Source organism: Caulobacter sp. GW821-FHT12F03, from assembly GCF_058806855.1.
The window spans coordinates 138698-161959 of the sequence record NZ_JBXAQC010000004.1 but is presented as its reverse complement, the minus strand read 5'-3'; the positions used below and the strand labels follow the sequence as shown (position 1 = coordinate 161959).

General features: G+C 69.7%; 22 protein-coding genes. 13 read left to right on the top strand and 9 right to left on the bottom strand.

Features of this window, described 5'->3' with window-relative positions:
• Positions 1–23: 23 nt before the first annotated feature.
• From AC1RN0_RS11995 to AC1RN0_RS11960, 8 genes are all read left to right on the top strand, one after another.
• On the top strand, positions 24–653 hold the full coding sequence (locus AC1RN0_RS11995) for a Pr6Pr family membrane protein (RefSeq protein ID WP_492787666.1): 630 nt from the start codon (positions 24–26) through the stop codon (positions 651–653).
• A gap of 51 nt (positions 654–704) precedes the next feature.
• Positions 705–2234, top strand: a complete 1530-nt coding sequence (locus AC1RN0_RS11990) for a UbiD family decarboxylase (RefSeq protein ID WP_492787665.1) — start codon at positions 705–707, stop codon at positions 2232–2234.
• A gap of 31 nt (positions 2235–2265) precedes the next feature.
• Positions 2266–2904, top strand: coding sequence for a hypothetical protein (locus tag AC1RN0_RS11985; protein WP_492787664.1), 639 nt, complete (start codon positions 2266–2268; stop codon positions 2902–2904).
• Positions 2905–2961: 57 nt separating this feature from the next.
• Positions 2962–4797: a M14 family metallopeptidase gene (locus AC1RN0_RS11980; RefSeq protein WP_492787663.1), complete on the top strand. Its 1836-nt coding sequence runs from the start codon at positions 2962–2964 to the stop codon at positions 4795–4797.
• 76 nt (positions 4798–4873) lie between these two features.
• Complete coding sequence (locus AC1RN0_RS11975) at positions 4874–5275, top strand: MAPEG family protein (RefSeq protein WP_492787662.1); 402 nt, start codon at positions 4874–4876, stop codon at positions 5273–5275.
• Positions 5276–5320: 45 nt separating this feature from the next.
• The gene (locus AC1RN0_RS11970; RefSeq protein ID WP_492787661.1) at positions 5321–6652 is read left to right on the top strand and encodes a TldD/PmbA family protein; all 1332 of its coding nucleotides are present in this window, start codon (positions 5321–5323) and stop codon (positions 6650–6652) included.
• On the top strand, positions 6649–7434 hold the full coding sequence (locus AC1RN0_RS11965) for a 3'(2'),5'-bisphosphate nucleotidase CysQ (RefSeq protein WP_492787660.1): 786 nt from the start codon (positions 6649–6651) through the stop codon (positions 7432–7434). Before AC1RN0_RS11970 ends, AC1RN0_RS11965 begins: the two co-directional genes overlap by 4 nt.
• 24 nt (positions 7435–7458) lie before the next feature.
• Positions 7459–7698, top strand: coding sequence for a DUF4170 domain-containing protein (locus AC1RN0_RS11960; RefSeq protein WP_492787659.1), 240 nt, complete (start codon positions 7459–7461; stop codon positions 7696–7698).
• A 156-nt stretch (positions 7699–7854) separates the two neighbouring features.
• On the opposite strand, the gene AC1RN0_RS11955 is transcribed toward AC1RN0_RS11960, so the two are convergent.
• A complete protein-coding gene (locus AC1RN0_RS11955) occupies positions 7855–8523 on the bottom strand; it encodes a fused DSP-PTPase phosphatase/NAD kinase-like protein (RefSeq protein WP_492787658.1) in 669 nt (222 codons plus the stop codon).
• A 79-nt stretch (positions 8524–8602) separates the two neighbouring features.
• On the opposite strand from AC1RN0_RS11955, the gene AC1RN0_RS11950 reads away from it, so the two are divergent.
• The 5 genes from AC1RN0_RS11950 to lpxK are packed head-to-tail and all read left to right on the top strand — an operon-like array spanning position 8603 to position 14376.
• Positions 8603–10378 (top strand): ABC transporter ATP-binding protein, encoded by a 1776-nt coding sequence (locus AC1RN0_RS11950; protein WP_492787657.1) that lies wholly within the window; start codon positions 8603–8605, stop codon positions 10376–10378.
• Positions 10375–11076 (top strand): lysophospholipid acyltransferase family protein, encoded by a 702-nt coding sequence (locus AC1RN0_RS11945; protein WP_492787656.1) that lies wholly within the window; start codon positions 10375–10377, stop codon positions 11074–11076. The genes AC1RN0_RS11950 and AC1RN0_RS11945 overlap by 4 nt, the downstream gene beginning before the upstream one ends.
• Positions 11077–11089: 13 nt before the next feature.
• Positions 11090–12076 carry a cation diffusion facilitator family transporter gene (locus AC1RN0_RS11940; protein WP_492787655.1) on the top strand — a complete coding sequence of 329 codons (987 nt, stop codon included), beginning with the start codon at positions 11090–11092 and terminating at the stop codon, positions 12074–12076.
• A 6-nt stretch (positions 12077–12082) separates the two neighbouring features.
• Positions 12083–13339: a 3-deoxy-D-manno-octulosonic acid transferase gene (locus AC1RN0_RS11935; RefSeq protein ID WP_492787654.1), complete on the top strand. Its 1257-nt coding sequence runs from the start codon at positions 12083–12085 to the stop codon at positions 13337–13339.
• Positions 13336–14376 (top strand): tetraacyldisaccharide 4'-kinase, encoded by a 1041-nt coding sequence (gene lpxK / locus AC1RN0_RS11930; RefSeq protein ID WP_492787653.1) that lies wholly within the window; start codon positions 13336–13338, stop codon positions 14374–14376. The genes AC1RN0_RS11935 and lpxK overlap by 4 nt, the downstream gene beginning before the upstream one ends.
• Positions 14377–14398: 22 nt before the next feature.
• On the opposite strand, the gene AC1RN0_RS11925 is transcribed toward lpxK, so the two are convergent.
• The 8 genes from AC1RN0_RS11925 to pstC form a co-directional block, all read right to left on the bottom strand.
• Positions 14399–15730: a metal-dependent hydrolase family protein gene (locus tag AC1RN0_RS11925; protein WP_492787652.1), complete on the bottom strand. Its 1332-nt coding sequence runs from the start codon at positions 15728–15730 to the stop codon at positions 14399–14401.
• The gene (locus AC1RN0_RS11920) at positions 15730–16812 is read right to left on the bottom strand and encodes a phosphotransferase (protein WP_492787651.1); all 1083 of its coding nucleotides are present in this window, start codon (positions 16810–16812) and stop codon (positions 15730–15732) included. Before AC1RN0_RS11920 ends, AC1RN0_RS11925 begins: the two co-directional genes overlap by 1 nt.
• An 84-nt stretch (positions 16813–16896) precedes the next feature.
• A complete protein-coding gene (purD, locus tag AC1RN0_RS11915; protein ID WP_492787650.1) occupies positions 16897–18159 on the bottom strand; it encodes a phosphoribosylamine--glycine ligase in 1263 nt (420 codons plus the stop codon).
• Between the two features lie 195 nt (positions 18160–18354).
• On the bottom strand, positions 18355–19044 hold the full coding sequence (gene phoB / locus AC1RN0_RS11910; protein ID WP_492787649.1) for a phosphate regulon transcriptional regulator PhoB: 690 nt from the start codon (positions 19042–19044) through the stop codon (positions 18355–18357).
• The gene (gene phoU, locus AC1RN0_RS11905; protein WP_492787648.1) at positions 19041–19733 is read right to left on the bottom strand and encodes a phosphate signaling complex protein PhoU; all 693 of its coding nucleotides are present in this window, start codon (positions 19731–19733) and stop codon (positions 19041–19043) included. Before phoU ends, phoB begins: the two co-directional genes overlap by 4 nt.
• Before the next feature lie 8 nt (positions 19734–19741).
• Positions 19742–20563 carry a phosphate ABC transporter ATP-binding protein PstB gene (gene pstB, locus AC1RN0_RS11900; RefSeq protein ID WP_492787647.1) on the bottom strand — a complete coding sequence of 274 codons (822 nt, stop codon included), beginning with the start codon at positions 20561–20563 and terminating at the stop codon, positions 19742–19744.
• Between the two features lie 5 nt (positions 20564–20568).
• The gene (gene pstA / locus AC1RN0_RS11895) at positions 20569–21825 is read right to left on the bottom strand and encodes a phosphate ABC transporter permease PstA (RefSeq protein WP_492787646.1); all 1257 of its coding nucleotides are present in this window, start codon (positions 21823–21825) and stop codon (positions 20569–20571) included.
• Entirely contained in the window at positions 21818–23260 is a 1443-nt protein-coding gene (pstC, locus tag AC1RN0_RS11890) for a phosphate ABC transporter permease subunit PstC (RefSeq protein WP_492787645.1), read from the bottom strand. Before pstC ends, pstA begins: the two co-directional genes overlap by 8 nt.
• Positions 23261–23262: the final 2 nt, after the last annotated feature.

Below are 23262 nucleotides of genomic sequence, written 5' to 3'. Positions count from 1 at the left end.
GCGGCTGAAACGCCGGGGGGCGCATGACACTGTATCGACGGATCTTCGCCGTGCTGGCCTGGGTGACCCTGGGCATCCAGTACGGCCTGTTCCTCAAGGCCTTCACGCTGGCGGCGATCCTCGACCGGTCGGTCGAGTACGTCAGCTATTTCACCATCGTGACCAATTTCCTGATCGCGCTCGCCTTCTCCGCACCGGCGCTGGCGCCAAAGTCCCCGGCAGGACAGTGGTGGTCGGCCGCCAGCCCGCGCGGCGCGGTGACGGTGTTCGCGCTGGTGGTGATGATCATCTACCACCTGCTGCTGCGGTCGCTCTGGCATCCCCAGGGCCTGCAGCTGATCAACGACTACATGCTGCACTACGTCATGCCCCTGGCGATGCTGGTCGACTGGCTGGCCTTTACGCCGCGCGGCGGCCTGCGCTGGCGGGATGCGGCGGTGTGGCTGGGCGTGCCGGCCGCCTACGGCTTCTGGACGCTGGTCCATGGCGCGTTCAGCGGTTTTTACCCCTATCCCTTCATGGACGTGAGCAAGCTGGGCTACCCCGTCGTCCTCGCGAACATGGTCGGTCTGGTGCTGGGCTTCTATCTGCCCGGACTGCTCCTGGTGGCGCTCGACGGCCGGCTGGCGCGAAATCGAACGCAGACGGCGTGACAGGGCGGGGTCGTCGCCCTAGCTTCCGCCGCGCGTAACAGGAGCAACACCTTGGCCTATCGGTCGCTGCGGGACTTCATCGCCAAGCTGGAAGCGGACGGCGAACTGGTGCGGGTCAGCGAGCCGGTCTCGACCGTGCTCGAGATGACCGAGATCTGCACCCGGCTGCTGGCCACCGGCGGCCCGGCGGTGCTGTTCGAAAAGCCGGTGATGGAAGACGGCACGATCTCGCCGATGCCGTGCCTCGCCAACCTGTTCGGCACGGTGAAGCGGGTGGCGCTGGGCGTGACCCTCGGCGGCGAGCCGCGCACCACGGCCGGCGAGCTGCGGGAGGTCGGCGAACTGCTGGCCTTCCTGCGTCAGCCCGAACCGCCGCGCGGCATCAAGGACGCCATGGAGCTGCTGCCGCTGGCCCAGACCGTGATGTCGATGCGGCCGAAGACGGTGAAAAAGGCGCCGGTGCAGGACATCGTCCTCAAGGGCGACCAGATCGACCTGACGAAACTGCCGGTCCAGACCTGCTGGCCGGGCGAGCCCGCGCCGCTGATCACCTGGCCGCTGATCGTGACGAAGGGGCCGTCGGACTCCAAGGAGGACGACTTCAACCTTGGCATCTACCGCATGCAGGTGCTGGGCAAGGACCGGGCGATCATGCGCTGGCTGGCCCACCGCGGCGGGGCCCAGCACTACGGCCGCCACAAGAAGGCCGGCCGCCGCGACCCGCTGCCCGCCTGCGCGGTGATCGGCGCCGATCCGGGCGTAATCCTCGCCGCCGTCACGCCCGTGCCGGACACCCTGTCGGAGTACCAGTTCGCCGGCCTGCTCCGTGGGTCCAAGGTCGATCTGGTTCCCGCCAAGACCGTGCCGCTGATGGTCCCGGCCCAGGCCGAGATCGTCATCGAGGGTCACGTCATGCTCGATGAGTTCGAGGACGAGGGGCCCTACGGCGACCACACCGGCTACTACAACAGCGTCGAGAAGTTCCCGGTGTTCCGGGTCAGCGCCATCACCATGCGCAAGGACGCCATCTATCACACCACCTTCACCGGCCGGCCGCCGGACGAGCCCAGCGTGCTGGGCGAGGCGCTCAACGAGGTGTTCATCCCGCTGTTCCAGCAGCAGTTCCCGGAGGTGGTCGACTTCTGGCTGCCGCCCGAGGGCTGCAGCTACCGCATCGCCGTGGTGTCGATGAAGAAGGCCTACCCGGGCCACGCCAAGCGCGTGATGCTCGGCGTGTGGAGCTACCTGCGCCAGTTCATGTACACCAAGTGGGTGATCGTCGTGGACGACGACATCAACGCCCGCGACTGGAAGGACGTGATGTGGGCCATGTCGACCCGTATGGACCCGGCGCGCGACATCACCGTGATCGAGAACACGCCGATCGACTACCTCGACTTCGCCAGTCCCGAGAGTGGCCTCGGCAGCAAGATCGGCCTCGACGCCACCAACAAGCTGCCGCCCGAAACCCACCGCGAATGGGGCGAGCAGATCCGCATGGACCAGGACGTCGTCGACCGGGTCAGCGACATGTGGGGCCGGCTGGGCCTGCCGGGCGACGGCAAGCCGATCTGGAAGTAAGCCTGCCTGATCAACAGCCGCCGGGGGGCGCATGAGCGCGTTCGAGTTCTTCTTCAGCTTCTACGGCCTGCTGCTTGGCCTTTCGCTGGCGGCCATCGCCACGGGCATGGCCATCGCCATCCAGAACCGTCGCCGCGTGCGAATCGGCTGGCTGACGCCCCTGCTGGCCGTCTTCGTGATGCTGGACATCGCCAGCTTCTGGGACGCGGCGTGGAATACGTTTCGCGACGCCCCGTTCAGCTATGGCCTGCTGATCGCCGGGCTGGTCATCGCCCTGATCTACTTCCTCGCCGCGTCGCTGGTTTTTCCGTACCAGATCGAGGACGACGTTTCGCTGGACGACCACTTCTGGGCCGACAAGCGGCTGGTCCTGCTGCTGACCACCCTGGCCAACGGGCTGATGGTGGCGGTGTCCACGCCGTTCTGGCTGGCCCGGGACGGCGGCCTGACCACGGTCTACGGCATGGCCGTGACGATGCTACTGTACGTCGTGCTGGTCGTTCCATCCGCCCTGACCCGGAAGCGTTGGGTCTTCGGCGCCCTGATCGGCCTTCACACGGCGATCTATCTGGTGCTCGCGGTCTATTCCGCCGTCGCCCCGAGGGCGGACGCCGGCGACGGCGGGCAGACGCCTTCCTCGACGACGTCCGCAACCGTCCGGCCGCGCTGACGGTTTCCGCCGGGCCGGATCGGGGGTAGCTCTGGAGGTTCGCCGCCTCGAGGACTCATGCGCCCGCTGCTCGCCGTGATCACCCTGTTGTTTCTGGGAAACGCCGCCATGGCCCAATCGCCGTCCGCCCTCCCCAACGCCCGCCCGTGGGACCAGCCGTTCCTGCCGCCCGCGCCCGAGTGGAACGGCGCCAGCCGGGCCCTGCTGCGGCCGGCCGACGACCCCTGGGCCAGCGCCTTCGAGCAGGACCCGGCGCACGACTTCAGCCCGGACTACGCCGACACCCGCGCCTGGTTCGACCGGCTGGACAAGGCCTCGACGCTGATCCGGATCGAACAGTTCGGCGTCTCGCCGCAGGGCCGGCCGATCTACGCCGTCATCGCCAGCAAGGACGGCAAGACCTTCGATCCGAAGAAGCCCGTGCTGATGGTCCAGGCCGGCATCCACCCCGGCGAGATCGACGGCAAGGACGCGGGCATGATGCTGCTGCGCGACATCGCCTTTTACGGCAAGGACGGGCTGCTCGACCGGGTCAACCTGATCCTGATCCCGATCCTGTCGGTCGACGGGCACGAGCGGTCTGGTCCGTACTCCCGCCCCAACCAGCGCGGGCCGCGCATCCAGGGCTGGCGCAACACGGCGACCAACCAGAACCTCAACCGCGACTACATGAAGCTCGACCAGCCGGAGATGCAGGCGGTGCGGGCGCTGATCGTGAAGTACCGGCCCGACCTCTACGTCGACGTCCATGTGACCGACGGCATCGACTACCAGTACGACGTCACCTACGGCTACAACGGCGAGAACGGGGCCTGGTCCCGCTCGCCGGCCATCGCGGCCTGGCTGGACGCGACCTTCAAGCCGGCCGTCAACGCGGCGTTGGAGGCCCAGGGACACATCCCCGGCGAACTGGTCTTCGCCATCGACGACCGCGACCCGAAGAAGGGGCTCAGCGACGGCGGTCTCGGCGAACGGTTCTCCAACGGCTGGGGCTCGGCGGCCCATGTCCCGACCATCCTGATCGAGAACCACAGCCTCAAGCCGCACGAGCAGCGGGTGCTGGGGACCTATGTGTTCATCGAGGAAGCGCTGCGTCTGCTGGCCGCGCAGGGCGGCGAACTGCGCGCCGCCATCGGCCGGGACAGCGCCCTGCGGCCGGCGGAGATCCCGGCCAACTTCGTCTCGACCGACCAGCCGGTGTCGACCCGCGCCTTCAAGGGCATCCTGTTCGAACGGTATGACAGCCCGGCCTCGGGCGGGTCGGAAATTCGCTGGCTCGGCAAGCCGGACCCGCAGCCGTGGATGATGCCCTTCTACCGTTCGCGCCCGACGCTCCAGCTGAAGCGGCCTGTCGCCTACTGGATGCCCGGTTACCGAAAGGACCTGATCGAGCGTCTGCGCATCCATGGCGTGGTCATGGAAACCCTGGCCGCGGCGCGGACCGTTCCGGTCGAGATGCTTCGCCTGCAAGCGCCCAGGGTGGCGGCCGCCACCAACGAGGGCCACGTCGCGATCTCGGTCGAGACCGTCACCCCGGAACCGCGCGACTGGGTCTTCCCGCCGGGCTCGGTGCGAGTGCCGACCGACCAGCCGCTCGGCGATGTGGTCGTGCTGCTGCTGGAGCCGCAGTCGTCGGAGAGCTTCTTCGCCTGGGGCATGATCCCGGAGGTGCTGAACCGCGTCGAGTACATCGAGGGCTACGCGATCGCGCCGCTGGCCGACCGGATGCTGGCCGCCGACCCGGCGCTGAAGGCCGCGTTCGAGGCGAAGCTGGCCGCCGACCCGGCCTTCGCCGCCGATCCGGACGCGCGACTGGGCTGGTTCTACGAGCGCACGCCCTATTTCGACGACCGTTACCTGCTCTATCCGGTAGGCCGTGAAGTCGCGCGCTGACCGGTCTTGCCCTCGGCAGGGAAAGCACGGTTAATCGCGCGCCGCGAAAACGGCGGTTGTCGGGAGAAGGCGCAGCATGGACGTGGTCAATCCGGGACATGCCTCGGCCCTGTGGGTCGGGCTGCACGTTCTCCTGATGCTCGTGCTGTCGCTGCTCGTCGTGCGGCTGCGCAACAAGCACAAGGTGTTCCTCGGCGACGAGGGCATACCGGAGCTGGCCCAGGCCATCCGCGCCTTCGGCAACGCCGCCGAGTATGTGCCGACGGGCGTCGCGGGCCTCATCGTGCTCGACCTGTCGGGCGCCACGCCGCTGCTGATCCATATCGCCGGCTTCATCCTGCTGGCCGGGCGGATCACCCATGCGGTCGGACTGTACAACAGCGTCGGCACCTCGATCCCCCGCGCCCTGGGCATGACCATGACCTGGTGCGCCTATGTGTTCCTCGTCGCGGCGCTGCTGATTTCGGCGATCGTCTAGGGCGGCCGCCTTGCTCCGGGCGCGTCCGGTCCCCATAACCCCGACATGGATGAAACCCTGTTGCATGAGACGGTCGCCGCCGCGCTGAAGGCCGGCGCCGACGCGGCCGAAGCCGTCTTCGCCGAGCGCCAGTCGCTGTCGGTCAATGTCCGGATGGGCGAGCTGGAAGAAGTCGAGCGCGAGGAGGCCCGCGATCTCGGCCTGCGCGTGTTCGTCGGCCAGCGGGCGGCCGTGGTGTCCGGCTCGGACGTCTCCGACGAAGGCCGCCGCAAGCTGATCGAGCGGGTCGTGGCCATGGCCCGCCTCGCCCCGGAAGACCCTTACGCCGGCTTCGCGCCGCGCGACCGCCTGGCGAAGGGGCCGTTCCCCGACCTCGACCTGTTCGACCCGACCGAGCCGACGCCGGAGTCGCTGGAAGCCCAGGCGCGCGAGGCCGAAGCCGGCGCGCGCGGCATCGAGGGCGTGACCAATTCCGACGGCGGCTCCTCCGCCTGGTCCTCCGCCCGCTGGCGGCTGGTCACCAGCGACGGCTTCTCCGGCCTGCACCAGGCCTCGGGCTTCTCGCTGTCCGCCTCGGCGGTCGCGGGCGAGGGCTCTAGGATGGAGCGGGGCGGCGAGGGCCGTTCGGTCCGCCACGGCGCCGACCTGCCGTCGGCCAGCGCCATCGGCGCCGAGGCCGGCCGGCGCGCGGTCCAGCGCCTCGGCGCGCGCAAGATCGACTCGACCACCGCCCCGGTGATCTTCGAGAACCGCCTGGCCACCTCGCTGATCGGCCCGCTGATCGGCGCCGTATCCGGCCCGGCCGTCGCGCGCGGCGTCAGCTTCCTCAAGGACCGCCTCGGCCAGCCGCTGTTCAGCAAGGGTGTCAACATCATCGACGACCCGCACAAGGTGCGTGGTCTCGGCTCTTCGCCGTTCGACGACGAGGGCGTGGCCAACGGCCGCCTGGCCCTGATCGAGGACGGCGTCCTGACCAGCTGGCTGCTGAACACCGCCTCGGCGAAGCAGCTGGGTCTTCAGACCACGGGCCACGCGTCGCGCGGTCTGGCCGGCGCGCCCGGCGTCTCGACAAGCAACCTGACCTTAGAGCCCGGCGACCGCGACCTGGCCGGGCTGATGGCCGACGCCGGCGACGGCCTGCTGATCACCTCGATGTTCGGCCCCCAGCTCAACGCCAACACCGGCGACTGGTCGGTCGGCTGCTCGGGCTTCTGGTTCGAGAAGGGGCAGCTCGCCTATCCGGTCAACGAGATCACCGTGGCCGGCAACCTGATCGACATCTGGGGCCGGGTGGTCCCGGGCGCCGACCTGGAAATGCGCGGCGCGGCCAATTCACCCTCCCTGCTGGTCGACGGTCTGGCGATCGCCGGCCGATGAAATCCGACCTCGCCCTGATCCTTGAGACGGCGCGCGAAGCGGGCGACCTGGCCCGCCGGATGAAGGCCCAGGGCCTGAAGATCTGGTCCAAGGACGGCGGCTCGCCGGTGACCGACGCGGACATCGCCGTCGACGAACTGCTCAAGGCGCGCCTCGAGGCCGCCCGGCCGGATTACGGCTGGCTCTCGGAGGAGACGGCGGACGACCCTTCGCGGCTCGAGCGGTCGCGGCTGTTCGTCGTCGACCCCATCGACGGCACGGCGGCCTTTCTCAAGAACAAGCCGTGGTGGTCGGTGTCGATCGCCGTGGTCGAGGACGGCAAACCGGTCGCCGGCGTCGTCTTCGCGCCTGAGCTGGACGAGGCCTTCACAGCCATCGTCGGTGGCGGGGCCTTCCTCAACGATGCGGCCATCACCGCCAGCGCGCAGGACCGCGTGGAGGACTGTCGCATGCTCGGCGACGCTCCGATGTTTCGCCACCCGGCGTGGCGCGAGCCGTGGCCGCCGATGCATATCGAGACGCGCAACTCCATCGCCTACCGCATGTGCCTGGTCGCCGACGGCCGCTTCGACGCGGCCCTGGCCCTCAGCGGCAAGAGCGAATGGGACCTCGCGGCCGCCGACCTGATCTGCGCCGAGGCCAGCGCCATCTGCACCGATCACAAGGGGCGCGGCTATGCCTACAACCAGCCCAATCCCCGGTTGCCCAGCCTGATCTCCGCCGCGCCCGCGTTGCACCCGTTGATCCTCGAGCGCGTCCGGCATATCGACCTGCCAAACTGACTCTCGCCGAAGGGCCCTCCGCACATGCCGGACAGACAACTGCTGCACATCGTGATTGGCGGCGAACTGAAGGACGTCCAGGACGTCGAATTCCGCGACCTCAGCAAGGTCGAGTTCGTCGGCGCCTACCCCAACTACGCCGAAGCCTGGAAGGCCTGGAAATCCAAGGCCCAGGCGACCGTGGACAACGCCCACGCCCGCTACTTCATCATCCACGCCCACAAGCTGCTGGATCCCAACGACGACGACGATCATCAGCACTAGCCGTCGCCGAACCGTCATGCGGCGCGGCTAGAGAGGGGGCCTCCACGGGAGGCTCCCATGTACCAGACCCTCGCCTATGCGTTGCTCGCGGCCCTCGTCGGGGCCGTGGTCTTCATCGCCCGCGCCCGGCTGGTCGCCGGCGGCGACTGGGACTGATTATTCCCGGCGCAGCAGCTTGTCGGTCAGCAGCGTGCCCCACCAGCTGGCCTGGAAGTCTTCCTTCATCTTCACCCGGTCGTAGGCGTCGCTCTGCACCCAGTCGATGAAGCTGACGCCTTTGGGCTCGGCGTCTTCCAGATAGCGCTCGAAGACGTAGTCCAGCACGCCGGTCTTGCCCTGCTTCACATGCAGGGTGCGCAGGCCCAGCTCGCTCATCGCGTCGCGAATCGGCTCGCCGAGGTGGAAGTGGCGGTAGAAGACGCTCATGATCCCAGCGCGGTCCGCGCCCGACTTGCAGTGCATCAGCGCCGGGTATTCGATGCTGGCGAACAGGTCGCGGGCGCCCAGCACGGTCTCGCGGCGAGGGACCTCGCGCGAGGTGATGGTGAAGTCGATCATCTTGAGGCCCAGCCGTTCGCAGGCCTCGCGCTCAAGCACATAGAAGCCGGTGTCGAACCCGCCGCGCAGGTTGATGACCGTCTTGATGCCGTCGCGCTTCCACCAGCGAAGCTGGAACGGCCAGGGCTGGGCGGCCCGGACCATGTCCGGCCCGATCCAGTGGGCGTTGGAGAATCCCACGCGCAGGAAGGCGTGATCGCCCCAGACGGATTGCCAGTAGGCCTTGAAGCGGCCCCAGCCGGTGGATAGGTCGAAACGCGGCGACAAGTGGCGCTCCCTGCAAGAGCGTCCTAAGTAGGGCTCTCCGCGCCGAACGCAAACGTCTTCAAGGCCGATTCCCAACTCCATGACCGCCGCCGCGCCAGCTGAAATGACCGACCGCCAGTTGGCGGGGCGTGTCTGGCAGGCCTACCTCAAGCGCCGCTGGAAGGGTGTCACCGTCGCGCTGCTGTGCGCCGCGGCCGTCGCGGTGCTCAGCACGCTGCTGACCCAGATGATCGAGCCGGCGGTCAATGACCTGCTCGGCAAGTATCCCAAGCCCGGCGCGATCGTCGTCATCCCGTTGACCATCATCGCCTATGGCGTCGGACGGGCGCTGGCGCAGATCGTCCAGGCGATGCTGGTCAACGCCATGGGCCATGGCCTGGTCGGCGACATCCAGCAGGAGCTGTTCGGCCGTATGATGCGGGCGGACCTGGCGCGGCTGCGGGCGACCCATTCGGGCAGCTTCGTCTCGCAGGTGCTGTACGACGCGGCCCTGATCCGCGAGGCGGCCACCAGCGGGCTGGTCAACTGGACCCAGAGCGCCCTGATCGTCACCGGCTGCATGATCGCGATGATCGAGCGCGACCCGATCCTGGCCGCCCTGGTGGCCCTCGTCGGTCCGTTCGCCGGCCGTCTGATGCGGCGGTTCTCCAAGCGCTCGAAGAAGGCGGCCAAGGGCGCCATGGCGGCGACCAGCGATCTCTCGACGGCCCTGATGGAAAGCCTGGACGGGGTCCGGGTGGTCAAGATGGAGAACCGCGAAACCTACGAGGAGGCGCGGGTCGCGGCAGTCATCGCGGCGCGTCAGAAGTTCATCATCAAGGGGGCCAACGCCCGGGCCCAGGCCGCGCCGGTCACCGAGCTCATGACGGTGTTCGTCACCGCCGGAATCTTCGTCTACGTCGGCTGGCGGCACAACATGAACGCCGGCGACTTCATGGCCTTCTTCGGCCTGCTGGGCATGGCCGGGCAGAACCTGCGCCAGCTGGCCAACCTGCAGACCGTGTTCGCCGAGGGCATGACGGCCGCCCGCCGTCTGTTCACCGCCCTGGATGTCGAGCCCGAGGTCCGCGAGGCGGAGGGCGCACGGGTTCTGGCCACCGGCGACGGCGAGGTCCGGCTTGAGCACGTGACCTTCGCCTATGACGAAACGGGCCCCATCCTCGACGACGTGAGCCTCGAGGCCCGTCGCGGCGAGATGGTCGCCCTGGTCGGCCCTTCCGGCGGCGGCAAGAGCACCGTCCTGTCGCTGATCCCGCGGTTCTATGACGCCACCGGCGGGCGGGTGACTGTCGACGGGGCGGACGTCCGCGACGTGACGGTCGCCTCGCTGCGCGCGCGGATCGGCTTCGTCACCCAGGAGCCGTTCCTGTTCGACGACACGATCAAGGCCAACATCGCCTACGCCCGGCCCGAGGCGACCCAGGCCGAGATCGAGGAGGCCGCGCGCCGGGCCGCCGCCCACGACTTCATCCTCGAACAGCCGGACGGCTATGACACCGTCGTCGGCGAGGCCGCCACGCGCCTGTCCGGCGGCCAGCGCCAGCGCATCGCCATCGCCCGCGCCTTTCTCAAGAACGCGCCGATCCTGTTGCTCGACGAGGCCACCAGCGCACTGGACACCGAGAGCGAAGCCCAGGTGCAGGCGGCCCTCGACCGCCTGATGGCCGGCCGCACGACGATCGTCATCGCCCACCGCCTGTCGACCGTGAAGCACGCCGACCGCATCTACGTCATCGAGCGCGGCAAGGTCGTCGAGACCGGAACCCACGCGACCCTCGTTCGCAAACGCGGACTCTACGCGCGCCTGGCCCGGGCCCAGGACCTCGACAGCATCCCAGAGGAGACCGAGGCGTGAAGGCGTTCTTCCGCTCCGCCTTCGTGCAGCAGACGCTGGCGACCGTCTTCGCCGCCTGGTTGCGGTTCTGCTACGCCACCACCCGCTGGACCAGCGAGGGCCGGGCGATGGCCGAGGCCGTCTGGGCCAGCGGGGGCGGGGCGATCCTCTGCTTCTGGCACGCCCAGATCCCGCTCGCGCCGCGGTGCTGGCCGCAGGCCCCGAACCGGCAGGACATGCGCGCCCTGATCTCGCTGTCGGCGGACGGGGAATTCATCGCCCTGACGGTCCAGAAGATCGGCTTTCCCGCCATCCGCGGCTCGTCGAAGAAGGCCTCGGACCCGAACAAGAACAAGAACGGCGAACAGGCCCTGCGCGAAATGGCCAAGTGGGTGCGCGGCGGCGGCGGCATCGCCATCACGCCGGACGGCCCGCGCGGCCCGGCCGAGGTCATGCAGGGCGGGGCCGTGACGGTCGCTCGCATCACCGGGGCGCCGGCGATTTTCTGCGGCCTGGCGACCCGGCCCTGCCTGCGCGCCGGCAGCTGGGACCGCACGGTCATCCCGCTGCCCTTCGCGCGCGGCGTGATCGTCTGGGACGGTCCGGCGCTGGTCGGAAAGGGCGACGACCTCGACGTCATGACCACCCAGTGGGCGGCCCGCCTGACCGCCGTGCAACGCCGCGCCGAGGCGCTGGTGGACGGCGCCGGCGCGCAGTGAGACCCTGACCCTCATGCCTCATGACGCGCCCGGTCATCAGCACGACCACCACGACCATGATCATGGCCACGATCATGGCCATGGTCACGGCCATGCGCACGGTCACGGCCACAGCCATGCGCCGGCCGATTTCGGCCGCGCCTTCGCCATCGGCGCCGGGCTGAACATCGCCTTCGTGGTGGTCGAGGCCGCGGCCGGCCTGATCACCCATTCCCTCGCCCTGGTGGCCGACGCGGGCCACAACCTGTCCGACGTGCTCGGCCTGCTGATGGCCTGGGGCGCGGCGGCGATGGCCAGGCAGCTGCCGACGGCGCGTCGCAGCTACGGCCTGCGCAAGGGCACCATCCTGGCCTCGCTGGCCAACGCCGGCCTGCTGCTGGTGGCGGTGGGCGCGATCTTCTGGGAAGCCATCCGCCGCCTCGGCGCGCCCGAGCCGCTGTCGCCCGGGCCAGTCATGGTGGTGGCGATCGTCGGGGTGATCATCAACACGGCCACGGCCCTGATGTTCATGCGCGGCCAGCATGACCTGAACGTGCGCGGCGCGTTCCTGCACATGGCCGCCGATGCGGCGGTGTCGCTGGGCGTGGTGCTGGCCGCGGCCGTCATCTGGTTCATGCCCGCCTGGACCTGGATCGATCCCGTCGTCAGCCTGGTCATCGCCGCGGTGATCATCGCCGGAACCTGGGGCCTGCTGGGCGACTCGCTGGACATGGCCCTCGACGCGGCCCCGCGCGGGGTTGACCCGGACGCCGTCCGCGCCTGGCTGGCCGCGCGACCGGGCGTCACCGAGGTGCACGACCTGCACATCTGGGCGATGAGCACGACGGAAACGGCCCTGACGGTGCATCTGATCCGACCGGACAACGCCGACGCCGACGGCTTCCTTCACGACACGGCCGACGCCCTGAACGACCGGTTCCGCATCGGCCATGCGACGCTTCAGATCGAGACCGGCGCCGGCGGTCACGCCTGCCATCTCGCCCCTGCCGACGTGGTCTGAGCGCGCGTGCGGCGAGCGGTCTCCCTGAAACTCTATCGCGGCGCCACGGCGGTGCTGGGCCTCGCGGTGCCCGCGATACTTCGCGGAAGGGCCCGCCGCGGCAAGGAAGACCCCGCCCGTCTCGGCGAGCGTCTGGGCCGCACGCCGCGCGCCCGTCCGGCCGGACCGCTGGTCTGGCTGCATGGCGCCAGCGTCGGCGAGACGGTCTCGCTGCTGCCGGTGGTCGAGCGGCTGCGCCGGGAGAGGCCCGACATCACCGTGCTGGTGACCTCCGGCACCATGACCTCCGCGGACCTGCTGGCGCGGCGCCTGCCGGACGGGGCGCTGCACCAGTACGTGCCGGTTGACACACCGGCCGCCGCCGCGGGCTTCCTTGATCACTGGAAGCCCGATCTGGCGGTGTTCGTCGAGAGCGAGCTGTGGCCCAACCTGCTGCTCGGGGCGAAGACGCGCGGCGCCAGGCTGGCCCTGGTCTCGGCGCGCATGACCGAACAGAGCGCCCGGGGCTGGCGGCGGTTTCCCGGCCTGGCCCACGCGATGCTGGGCGCCTTCGACCTGATCCTGCCGCAGGACGTGCGCACCGGCCTTCGGCTCAAGGCGCTCGGCGGGCGGGTCGATGGCTACGTCAATCTCAAGCTGGTCGGCGAGGCGCTGCCCGCCGATGACGGCGAACTGGCCCGGCTGAAGGCGGCGGCCGGCGACCGGCTGATCGTCACGGCCGCCAGCACCCATCCGGGCGAGGACCCGCTGATCGCCGACGCCGTCGAGGCGACCGGTCGCTACCCGCTGCTGGTCATCGTGCCGCGCCATCCTGTGCGCGGCCCGGCGCTGGCCACGGCCTTGCGGGCCCACAACCGGACGATCGCCCTGCGGTCGGCCGGCGAGCCGCTCACGCCGGAGACCGACATCTACATCGCCGACACCCTGGGGGAGCTGGGCCTGTTCTTCCGGCTCGGCGACATCGCCGTGCTGGGCGGCAGCTTCCTGCCCGATATCGGCGGACACAACCCGCTGGAGCCCGCGCGGCTCGACCGGCCGGTGGTGCATGGCGAGCACTACGCCAACTGGCTCGATGTCTACGCCGCGCTGGGCGAGGGCGGGGTCAGCTGCGCCGACCCGGCAGGGCTGACCGCGGCGCTGGGCCGCCTGCTCGACGACGCGGACCTCCGCCGGCGCACAGGCGCGGCCGCCCGCGCCGCGGCGGACAAGGAAGCCGGCGTCCTCGACCGCCTGTGGGCGCAGCTGGAGCCGCTGCTGCCATGAAGCTGTCGACGCCGCGCTGGTGGTATGTGAAGGCCGACGCGCCGCGCCGGGTGACGCGCATTGTGCTGACGCCGCTGTCCTGGATCTGGGCCGCCGTCACGGCCCGCCGCATCGCCCGCACGGTCCCCGAGGACGCCGGCCTGCCGGTCATCTGCGTCGGCAACCTCACGGTCGGCGGCACGGGCAAGACGCCGGTGGTGCGGGAGCTGCTGCGGCTGCTGACCGACCGGGGCGACGCCGCCCACGGCCTGTCGCGCGGCTATGGCGGCCGGCTGAAGGGTCCTCTGCGGGTCGATCCCGCCGTCCACACTGCCGCCGATGTCGGCGACGAGCCGTTGATGCTGGCCCGCGACTACCCGCTGTGGATCTCGCCCGACCGGGTCGCCGGCGCCCGCGCCGCCAGGGCGGGCGGCGCCCGGGTGCTGGTCATGGACGACGGCCACCAGAACCCCAGCCTGAAGAAGGCCCTGTCGCTGGTGGTGGTCGACGGCGAGACGCGCAAGGGCGAGTGGCCGTTCGGCGACGGCGCGGTATTTCCCGCCGGGCCGATGCGCGAGCCGCTGGCCGCCGGACTGGCGCGGGCCGACGCGGTGATCATGCTGCTGCCGGCCGACATGGAACGGCCCGACCCCGAGCTGATGGCCCTCTTCGCCGGGGGACCGGTGCTGATCGCCAGGCTGGAGCCCGCCGCCCCGCCGCCCGCCGGACCGCAGGTCGGCTTCGCCGGCATCGGCAAACCCTGGAAGGTCGAGCGCGCGCTGGAGGCGGCCGGCTGCGACCTGAAGGACTTCGTCCGCTTCCCCGATCACCATCCCTACAGCGACGCTGACCTGGCCCTGCTGGATGACGTCGCCGCGCGCTATGGCGCGGGTCTGGTCACCACCGAGAAGGACTGGGTTCGCCTGCCGCCGGCCTGGCGCGACCGGGCCGCGGTCTGGCCGGTGCGGGCGCGGTTCGAGGATGAGGCGAAGGTGCTCGCTCTGCTGGGGACACGCACGCCCGTGCTTGCCCCCGAAGCGGCGGGGGACACGCACTGAAGTGCATGTCCCCTCGGGAGGACTACTCGCTCTTGTAGACGACCCCGCCCTTCATCACGAAGGACACCTTCGTCAGCAACGTCACGTCGGTCAGCGGGTCGCCGCGCACGGCGATCAGGTCGGCCTGTTTGCCCGGCAGCAGGGAGCCGATCTGGTCCAGCAGGCCGAGGTGCTCGGCGGCCCAGATGGTCGCCGCGCGGATCGCCTCCAGCGGGGTGAAACCGGCCTTGACCATCAGGGCGAACTCGCCGGCGTTGTCGCCGTGGGCCGAGACGCCGGTGTCGGTGCCGAAGGCGATCCTGACGCCGCCCTCATGCGCCCGGCGGGCCATGTCGAGCATGCGCGGTCCGGCCAGCAGCGCCTTGTCCCGCTGGGCGGGGGTGAAGAAGGTGTTGGGTCGCGCCGCCTCGCGCGCGGCGAAATCGCCGGCCGACAGGGTCGGGACCAGCCAGGCGCCGGATGCCTTGAACAGCTTGATCGACTCCGCGTCGAGATAGGTGCCGTGCTCGATCGAGTCGCCGCCGGCCCGCAGGAAGGAGTTGATGCCGTCGACCCCGTGGGCGTGGGCGGTGACCTTGCGGCCCATGGAATGGGCGGTCTCGACAATGGCCTTCAGCTCGTCGTCGGAGAACTGCTGGCCGAGGCCCGCGGCGGTGTTGGACAGCACGCCGCCGGTGGCGGTGATCTTGATGATGTCGGCGCCGGCGCGAACCTGCTCGCGGACCGCGCGGCGGCAGTCGTCGGCTCCCGAACAGACCGAGGTCGGCCGGAACACATGGACCAGCTCTTCCTGCATGCCGTTGGTCGGGTCGCCGTGACCGCCGTGGACCGAGATCGGCGAGCCGGCGGCGATGATCCGCGGGCCCGGGATGCGGCCGGTCCGGATGGCCGCGCGCAGGGCGAAGATCGACTCGTTCGGCGCGCCCAGATCGGCCACCGTGGTGAAGCCGGCCTTCAGGGTCTTCAGGCCGTTCCAGGCGCCGTCGAGCGCCAGGTCGGACTTGCTCTTGGTGTAGTCCTCGAGCTGCGAATTGGGCCCCTGCTCGCTGGTCAGGTGGACATGGCTGTCGATCAGGCCCGGCAGGACGAAGCTGTCGCGCAGGTCGATGACCTTCGCGCCCTCGGCCGTGGTGTAGCCGTCCTCGACCCGCAGCACCTTTCCCTCCTGGAGGACCAGGGTGCGTTGCGTCTCGACCTTGCCGGTGGCCGGATCGGCCAGCAGCCGGCCGGCCTGGACATAGGTCAGCGGCGGCGGGGGCGGCGTGCTGCGGGCCTGCGCCAGGCCCAGGCCCGCGCCGACCGCGATCGCGGCCAGCACGGCGCCGGCGACGATCCGTCCGCCGACCCGGCGCATCAGGCGCCGGCCTTGATGGCGAAGGCCAGGGCCGCGTCGGCCAGGGCCGGCACGCGCGCTTCCATCGTCTGGGCGTGGGCGCTGGCGGCGGTGCCGTCGCGCACCCGGCCGACGATGCCCTGGCAGATCCCGGCCAGGCGGAACAGGTTGTAGGCGAAGTACCAGTCGAGGTTCGGCACGCCGCTGCGGCCGGTCAGGCCGCAGTATTGCTCGACCGCCTCCTCGACCGTCGGGATGCCCCAGGCCTTGAGGTCGGCGATACCCGACAGGGACGCCCGCTCGGCGCCCGGCATGACCCAGTGCATCAGCAGGTAGGAGAAGTCGGCCATCGGGTCGCCGAGGGTCGACAGCTCCCAGTCCAGCACGGCGACGACGCGCGGCTCGGTCGGGTGCAGCACCATGTTGTCGAGGCGGTAGTCGCCATGGACGATCGAGGTCCGGTCATCGCCGGGCGTGGTGGTGGGCAGGAATTCCATCAGCCGGTTCATCGCCGGGATGACCTGCGTCTCGGAGGCCTTGTACTGCTTGATCCAGCGGTCGATCTGCCGGGCGAAATAGTTGCCCGGCCGGCCGTAGTCGCCCAGGCCGATGGCCTCGTAGTCGGTGTTGTGCAGGGCGGCCAGGGTGCCGATCTTGGCCTTGTAGATCGCGTTGCGTTCGGCTGGCGCGTAGTCGGGCAGGGTCAGGTCCCAGAGGATCCGCCCCTCGACGTTGTCCATCACGTAGAACATCGTGCCGATGACGTCGTCGTCGGTGCACAGGGCGTAGGCGTGGGCCACCGGGAAGCCGGTCTTGCCGAGCGCCGAGATGACCTTGAACTCGCGGTCGACGGCGTGGGCCGACGGCAGCAGCTTGCCCGGCGGCTTGCGGCGCAGGACGTAACGTTTGGCCGGCGTGACCAGCTGGTAGGTCGGGTTGGACTGGCCGCCCTTGAACTGACGGACCTCCAGCGGGCCCTCGTAGCCCTCGACGTTGGCTTCCAGCCAGGCGGCCAGCTTCGCTTCGTCGATCCGGTGGCGCTCGTCGACCGGCTTGGTCCCGGAGTTCAGATCCTGAGCGGTCGGTGCGGCGGCCTCGGCCATAAGCGGCTCCCCAATTTCGTACAGTTGTTTGACCGGGAGTTTAGGGTCTGCGGCGGCAGGCGCAAGAACGATAGGGCCGGCGCCTTACAGAGCCCGCCAGCCGATATCCCTGCGGCAGAAGCCGCCCGGGAAGTCGATGGCGTCGACGGCGGCGTAGGCCGTGTCCCGCGCGGCCTGCAGGGTCGGCCCGGTGGCGCAGACGTTGAGCACCCGTCCGCCGGACGAGCGCAGCGTTCCATCCGCGTCCCGCACCGTGCCCGCGTGAAACACCACCGCGTCGCCGTGCGCGGCGTCCGCGCCGCGGATGACCGCGCCGCTGACCGGACTGTCGGGATAGCCGTCGGCGGCCAGCACGACGCAGATCGCCGGATCGGTCTTCCACGCCGGCGCCGGCTGGTCGGCCAGCGTCCCGGTGGCGGCCGCCAGCAGGTAGGGGACAAGATCGCTCTCCAGCCGCAGCATCAGCACCTGGCACTCGGGATCGCCGAACCGGGCGTTGAACTCGACCAGCCGGGGACCGGTGGGGGTCAGCATCAGGCCGGCGTACAGCACGCCGCGATAGGGATTGCCCTCGGCCGCCATGCCCCGGACCGCCGGCAGCACGCACTCGTCAAAGGCCCGCTTCGCCAGATCGTTTGTCAGGACCGGGGCGGGGGAATAGGTGCCCATCCCGCCGGTGTTCGGTCCCATGTCGCCGTCATAGGCGCGCTTGTGGTCCTGGGCGAAGCCGAACGGAATGGCCGTCTCGCCGTCGCACAGGGCGAAGAATGACGCCTCTTCGCCCGGCATGAATTCCTCGATGACCACCCGGGCTCCGGCCTGGCCGAAGCGGCCGCCGAGCATGTCGGCCACGGCCGCGTCGGCGTCGGCCCGCGTTTCGGCGATGACCACGCCCTTGCCGGCCGCCAGGCCGTCGGCCTTGATCACGTATGGCGCGGTCTGGCTGTCGAGGAAGGCGGCGGCGGCGTCGGGTGTCTCGAACACGCCATAGGCCGCCGTCGGCATGGCGTGGCGGGCGAGGAAGTCCTTGCTGAAGGCCTTCGACGTCTCAAGCCGCGCGGCCGAGGCCGTCGGGCCGAAGCAGGGAATGCCCAGCGCGTTCAGCCGGTCGGCGAGGCCGACCTCCAGCGCCGACTCGGGGCCCACGACCACCAGGTCCGCCGCGATCTCCTGCGCCAGGGCCACCAGTCCGTCGACATCGGTGACCTTCACCGGACGGGTCTCGCACAGGCCGGCGATGCCGGGGTTGCCGGGCGCCGCGACCAGCCGCGTCAGCAGCGGCGACTGTTTGATCTTCCAGGCCAGCGCGTGTTCGCGCCCGCCCGATCCGACGAGGAGAATGTTCATGGCCGGGTTATGCGCGGGTGGAGAACAGCGTCAAGCTGGCGAATGCCTCCCTCCCCTTCATGGGGAGGGTGGACGGGCGAACCCCGGCCGGGTGGGGGGAGATGGACACTGTCCGGACCTGCCCGTTCCTACGTTGCACATCCCCGCCCTGACGACCTCGCGGTCTTTCCTCCCCATGAAGGGGAGGGACGGACATTACCCGTCCAGATCCAGCGAGTAGCCGGCCGACCGCACGGTGCGGATCGGGTCGGCGTCGGCCTTGCCGTTGAGCGCCTTGCGCAGGCGGCCGATGTGCACGTCGACCGTGCGGGCCTCGACATAGACGTCCGAGCCCCAGACGGCGTCGAGCAGCTGTTCGCGGCTGAACACCCGGCCGGGGTGCTGCATGAGATGGTCGAGCAGGCGAAACTCCGTCGGCCCCAGGTGCACCTCGGCGCCGCCGCGCTTCACCCGGTGGGCGACGCGGTCCATGACGATGTCGCCGCAGGTCACGCGGTCGTCGGCCAGGCCGGGGCGGATGCGACGCATCACGGCGCGGATGCGGGCGGTCAGCTCGCTCATGGCGAAGGGTTTGACGACATAGTCGTCTGCGCCGGTGTCGAGGCCGCGCACCCGGTCGCTCTCCTCGCCCCGGGCGGTCAGCATGAGGATCGGCAGGTTGCGGCTCTCGGGACGCTGGCGCAGGCGGCGGCAGACCTCGATGCCCGAGACCTTGGGCAGCATCCAGTCGAGCACCACCAGGTCGGGCAGCTCTTCCTGCACCAGCATCAGCGCCTCCTCGCCGTCGCCGGCGTGGATCACGCGATAGCCTTCCTTCTCGAGGTTGTACTGCAGCAGGGTGGCGAGGGCGTCCTCGTCCTCGACCACGAGAACCGTGGGCGTCATGGCGTCAGCGTGTCCAGTTTCGGCCGTTCGGAGAGGATTTCCTGGCCGGTGATCTCGAAATGCACGATCTCGGCGATGTTGGTCGCGTGGTCGCCGATCCGCTCGAGGTTCTTGGCCACGAACAGCAGGTGGGCCCCGGCCGTGATCGTGCGGGGGTCGCCCATCATGTAGGTCAGCAGTTCGCGGAACAGGCTCTCGTAGTGTTCGTCGACCTCGGTGTCGCGGCTCCAGACGGAGACCGCGCGATCGACTTCCGAGGCGGTGTACGCGTCGATCACTTCCTTCAGGCGCGAGGCGACCAGCTTGCCCATCCGCTCGATCGACCGGGTGACCGGCCCGGCGGGCTCGGCCTCGGCGAGGATCAGGGTGCGCTTGCCGATGTTCTTGGCCAGGTCGCCGCAGCGTTCCAGGTTCATGGCGATCTTCATCGCCGCCATGGTCCGGCGCAGGTCGTTGGCCATCGGCTGGCGCAGGGCGATCATGCGGATGGCGGCCCGCTCGATCTCGGCCTCCATCGCGTCCAGCTTGCCGTCGCGGCCGATCATCGCCTGGGCCAGCGGCACGTCGCGGCGGGCGAAGGCCTGGATCGAGTCGTTGACCTGCGCCTCGGCCAGGCCGCCCATACGGACGACCTCCGCGGCCAGCTGGTTCAGTTCGTCTTCGTAGGATCTGACGATGTGTTCGTTCATGGGGCGCCTCAGCCGATCCGGCCGGTGATGTAGTCCTGGGTCCGCGACTCGCGCGGATTGGTGAAGATCTCTTCGGTCGAACCGGTCTCGATCAGCTTGCCCATGTGGAAGAAGGCCGTGCGCTGCGAGACCCGGGCCGCCTGGGCCATCGAGTGGGTGACGATGACGATACAGTACTGCTGCCGCAGTTCGTCGATCAGTTCCTCGATCTTGGCCGTGGCGATCGGGTCGAGCGCCGAGCAGGGCTCGTCCATCAGGATCACTTCCGGGCTGACGGCGATGGCGCGGGCGATGACCAGACGCTGCTGCTGGCCGCCCGACAGGCCGGTGCCCGGCTGGTGCAGGCGGTCGGACACCTCGGCCCACAGGCCGGCCTTCTTCAGCGACGCCTCGACGATGCCTTCCAGGTCGGTCTTGCTGGTGGCGATGCCGTGGATGCGCGGGCCGTAGGCGACATTCTCGAAGATCGACTTGGGGAACGGGTTGGGCTTCTGGAACACCATCCCGACCTTGGCGCGCAGCACCACCGGGTCGATGTGGCTGTCGTTGACGTTCTCGCCGTCCATCTCGATGCGGCCGTCGACGCGGCAGCCCGGGATGGTGTCGTTCATCCGGTTGATGCAGCGCAGGAAGGTCGACTTGCCGCAGCCGGACGGACCGATGAAGGCCGTGACGGCCTTGCCCGGGATGTCGAGCGTCACGTCGAACAGGGCCTGTTTGGGGCCGTAGAAGACGCTTACGTCCCGCACCAGGATCTTGGGCGGATTGACGGGCGCGGCGTTGTGCGTGTGCGGCGCGGCGGTGCGGATCAGGGGCGGTTGGGCGGTCATGGGGGCTACCATCTGCGCTCGAAGCGGCGGCGCAGGATCACGGCGGCCGCGTTCATCGCGATCATGAAGACCAGCAGCACGATGATGGCTGCGGCGGTGCGCTCGTGGAAAGCGCGTTCGGAGGCGTTTTCCCAGATGTAGACCTGGACCGGCAGCACGCTGGCGGAACTGGTGAAGCCCTGGGGCAGGCCGGGGTTGAAGGCGATCATGCCGATCATCAGCAGGGGCGCGGTCTCGCCCAGCGCGTGGGCGAGGGAGAGGATGGTCCCCGTCATGACGCCGGGCATGGCCTGGGGCAGGACGTGGTGGAACACGGTCTGGGTGCGCGAGGCCCCCACGCCCCAGGCCGCTTCGCGGATCGAGGGCGGCACGGCTTTCAGCGCCGAGCGGGTGGCGATGATCACGGTCGGCAGGGCCATCAGGGCCAGCACCAGGCCGCCGGTCAGCGGCGCGCCGCGGGGGGCGCCGAACCAGTTCACGAACACCGCCAGGCCGAGCAGGCCGTAGACGATCGACGGCACGGCCGCGAGGTTGTTGATGTTGACCTCGATGAGGTAGGTCCAGCGGTTGCGGGGCGCGAACTCCTCGAGCCAGACGGCGGCCATCACGCCCATCGGCACGGCGATCAGGGCGGTCACCAGCAGCATCATGGCCGAGCCGATCACGGCCCCCAGGATGCCGGCCTGTTCGGGTTCGGTGGAGTCGGCGTGGGTGAAGAAGCCGACGTTGAAGCCGCTGGTCACGGCGCCGCTCTTCTTCAGCCGGTCGAGCCAGTCCAGCTGGCGATTGTTGAGCTTGCGATCGGCCTCGTCGATCGAGCGCTTGAGCTCGCCCTTGTAGTAGAGGTCCGCGTCGGCCTTGACCGGGCCGGTCACGGTGATGGTCTTGCCGATCAGGTTCGGGTCGGCCTTGACCCTGTCGAGGATCTGGAAGCCCAGGTCGCGGCTGACCAGCGCCATGGCGTCGCCGGAGTTGGTCCCGAACTCGTCCTCGGTCTCGCCCATCCGCTTCAGCAGCGAGAGCGCCACGACGTAGTCGTAGTTGGAGCCCTCTAGGTCGGCGCGGTCGATGCGCGCCGGGTCGAGATAGACGGGCAGCGAAACCGTGTTGGTGGTGAAGGTCGAGTAGCCCTGCATGCCGATCCGCACGAGCAGGATCGACAGGAAGGCGAGGGCGACCACGATGGCCATCTGGCCATAGAGCCGGAAGCGGGCCTCGGCGGCGTGCCGCTTCTTCAGGTGGGTGGTGGCGGCGTCAGTCATACTGTTCGCGATATTTCTGCACGATGCCGAGCGCGATCACGTTCAGCGCCAGGGTGACGACAAAGAGGGTGAGGCCCAGACCGAAGGCGGACAGCGTGGTCGGGGTGTCGAAGGCCGAGTCGCCGGTCAGCAGCGAGACGATCTGGTAGGTGACGGTGGTGACCGTCTCCAGCGGATTGGCGGTCAGGTTGGCCTGGGCGCCGGCGGCCATGGTGACGATCATGGTCTCGCCGATGGCGCGGGACACCGCCAGCATCAGCGCCGCGACGACGCCCGGCAGCGCGGCCGGCAGGATGACCCGCTTCACGGTTTCGGACCGGGTGGCGCCCATCGCGTAGCTGCCGTCGCGCAGCGTCTGCGGCACGGCGTTGATGATGTCGTCCGACAGCGAGGAGACGAAGGGGATCAGCATGATGCCCATGACCACGCCCGCGGTCAGCGCCATCTGGTTCTGGACGCCGGCCAGGTACTGGCCGAGCGAGTCCATCGGCCCGCCCACGAGCAGGGATCCGATCCAGTTGAAGAAGGCGCGGAACACCGGGCCGACGGTCAGGGCGGCGAAGAAGCCGTAGACCACGGTCGGCACGCCGGCGAGAACTTCCAGGAGCGGCTTGATCGTCGCCCGGGCCGCGGGACCGGCGTATTCGGACAGGTAGATCGCCGAGTAGAGGCCGATCGGCGCGGCGACCACCATGGCGATGAGCATGATCAGGAAGGTGCCGGCGAACACCGGCAGGGCCCCGAAGCCGCCCGACGAGGCGACCTGGTCGGGCCGAAGGGCCATGTGCGGGTCCCAGTGGGTTCCGGTCAGGAACTCCAGCGGCGACACAGCCTGGAAGAAGCGCACGCTTTCCAGCGCCAGCGACATGATGATGCCGAGCGTGGTCAGGACCGCGAGCGTCGAACAGGCGATCAGCAGGACGTTGGTCCAGCCCTCGACCCGGTTGCGGGCGCGGAAGTCCTTCGACAGCCGCGGATAGGCCAGCAGCAGGCCGCACAGCGCCAGCACGCCCGACAGGCCGAGCACGCTGGCCAGACCGATGGCGTCGATGCTGCGGCCTTCAGCGGCCTTGGCGTCGAGGGCGGCCTTGAGCTCGCCCTCGTAGGTGATCTCGCTGCGGGTCTGGCCGCGGGCGGCCGAGCCGGCGTCGCTCCAGAAGACTTCCTGACGTTCGGCGTCCAGCGCGGCCACGGCGGGCGGCACATGGATGCGCAGCGCGGCGTCCTCGAGCCGGTTTCCGAAGATGGCGAACAGGATGACGATCAGCGCGGCCGGCACGCCGGCCCACAGGGCCACCCAGGTCCCGTGATAGCCGGGCAGGGAGTGCAGGCTGGCGGATTTGCCGCCGGACAGCGCCACGGCGCGGCGCCGGCCGATCAGGTACACGCCGGCGGAGAAGGCGGCGAGCAGGGCCAGGGCGATCAAGACGGTCATCG

Excerpts from the sequence above, each read along its gene's own strand:
- AC1RN0_RS11995 (WP_492787666.1), top strand. The coding sequence starts at position 24 with ATGACACTGTATCGACGGATCTTCGCCGTGCTGGCCTGGGTGACCCTG.
- AC1RN0_RS11985 (WP_492787664.1), top strand. The coding sequence starts at position 2,266 with ATGAGCGCGTTCGAGTTCTTCTTCAGCTTCTACGGCCTGCTGCTTGGC.
- AC1RN0_RS11980 (WP_492787663.1), top strand. The coding sequence starts at position 2,962 with ATGCGCCCGCTGCTCGCCGTGATCACCCTGTTGTTTCTGGGAAACGCC.
- AC1RN0_RS11975 (WP_492787662.1), top strand. The coding sequence starts at position 4,874 with ATGGACGTGGTCAATCCGGGACATGCCTCGGCCCTGTGGGTCGGGCTG.
- AC1RN0_RS11970 (WP_492787661.1), top strand. The coding sequence starts at position 5,321 with ATGGATGAAACCCTGTTGCATGAGACGGTCGCCGCCGCGCTGAAGGCC.
- AC1RN0_RS11965 (WP_492787660.1), top strand. The coding sequence starts at position 6,649 with ATGAAATCCGACCTCGCCCTGATCCTTGAGACGGCGCGCGAAGCGGGC.
- AC1RN0_RS11960 (WP_492787659.1), top strand. The coding sequence starts at position 7,459 with ATGCCGGACAGACAACTGCTGCACATCGTGATTGGCGGCGAACTGAAG.
- AC1RN0_RS11950 (WP_492787657.1), top strand. The coding sequence starts at position 8,603 with ATGACCGCCGCCGCGCCAGCTGAAATGACCGACCGCCAGTTGGCGGGG.
- AC1RN0_RS11940 (WP_492787655.1), top strand. The coding sequence starts at position 11,090 with ATGCCTCATGACGCGCCCGGTCATCAGCACGACCACCACGACCATGAT.
- lpxK (WP_492787653.1), top strand. The coding sequence starts at position 13,336 with ATGAAGCTGTCGACGCCGCGCTGGTGGTATGTGAAGGCCGACGCGCCG.
- AC1RN0_RS11925 (WP_492787652.1), bottom strand. The coding sequence starts at position 15,730 with ATGCGCCGGGTCGGCGGACGGATCGTCGCCGGCGCCGTGCTGGCCGCG.
- AC1RN0_RS11920 (WP_492787651.1), bottom strand. The coding sequence starts at position 16,812 with ATGGCCGAGGCCGCCGCACCGACCGCTCAGGATCTGAACTCCGGGACC.
- purD (WP_492787650.1), bottom strand. The coding sequence starts at position 18,159 with ATGAACATTCTCCTCGTCGGATCGGGCGGGCGCGAACACGCGCTGGCC.
- phoB (WP_492787649.1), bottom strand. The coding sequence starts at position 19,044 with ATGACGCCCACGGTTCTCGTGGTCGAGGACGAGGACGCCCTCGCCACC.
- phoU (WP_492787648.1), bottom strand. The coding sequence starts at position 19,733 with ATGAACGAACACATCGTCAGATCCTACGAAGACGAACTGAACCAGCTG.
- pstB (WP_492787647.1), bottom strand. The coding sequence starts at position 20,563 with ATGACCGCCCAACCGCCCCTGATCCGCACCGCCGCGCCGCACACGCAC.
- pstA (WP_492787646.1), bottom strand. The coding sequence starts at position 21,825 with ATGACTGACGCCGCCACCACCCACCTGAAGAAGCGGCACGCCGCCGAG.
- pstC (WP_492787645.1), bottom strand. The coding sequence starts at position 23,260 with ATGACCGTCTTGATCGCCCTGGCCCTGCTCGCCGCCTTCTCCGCCGGC.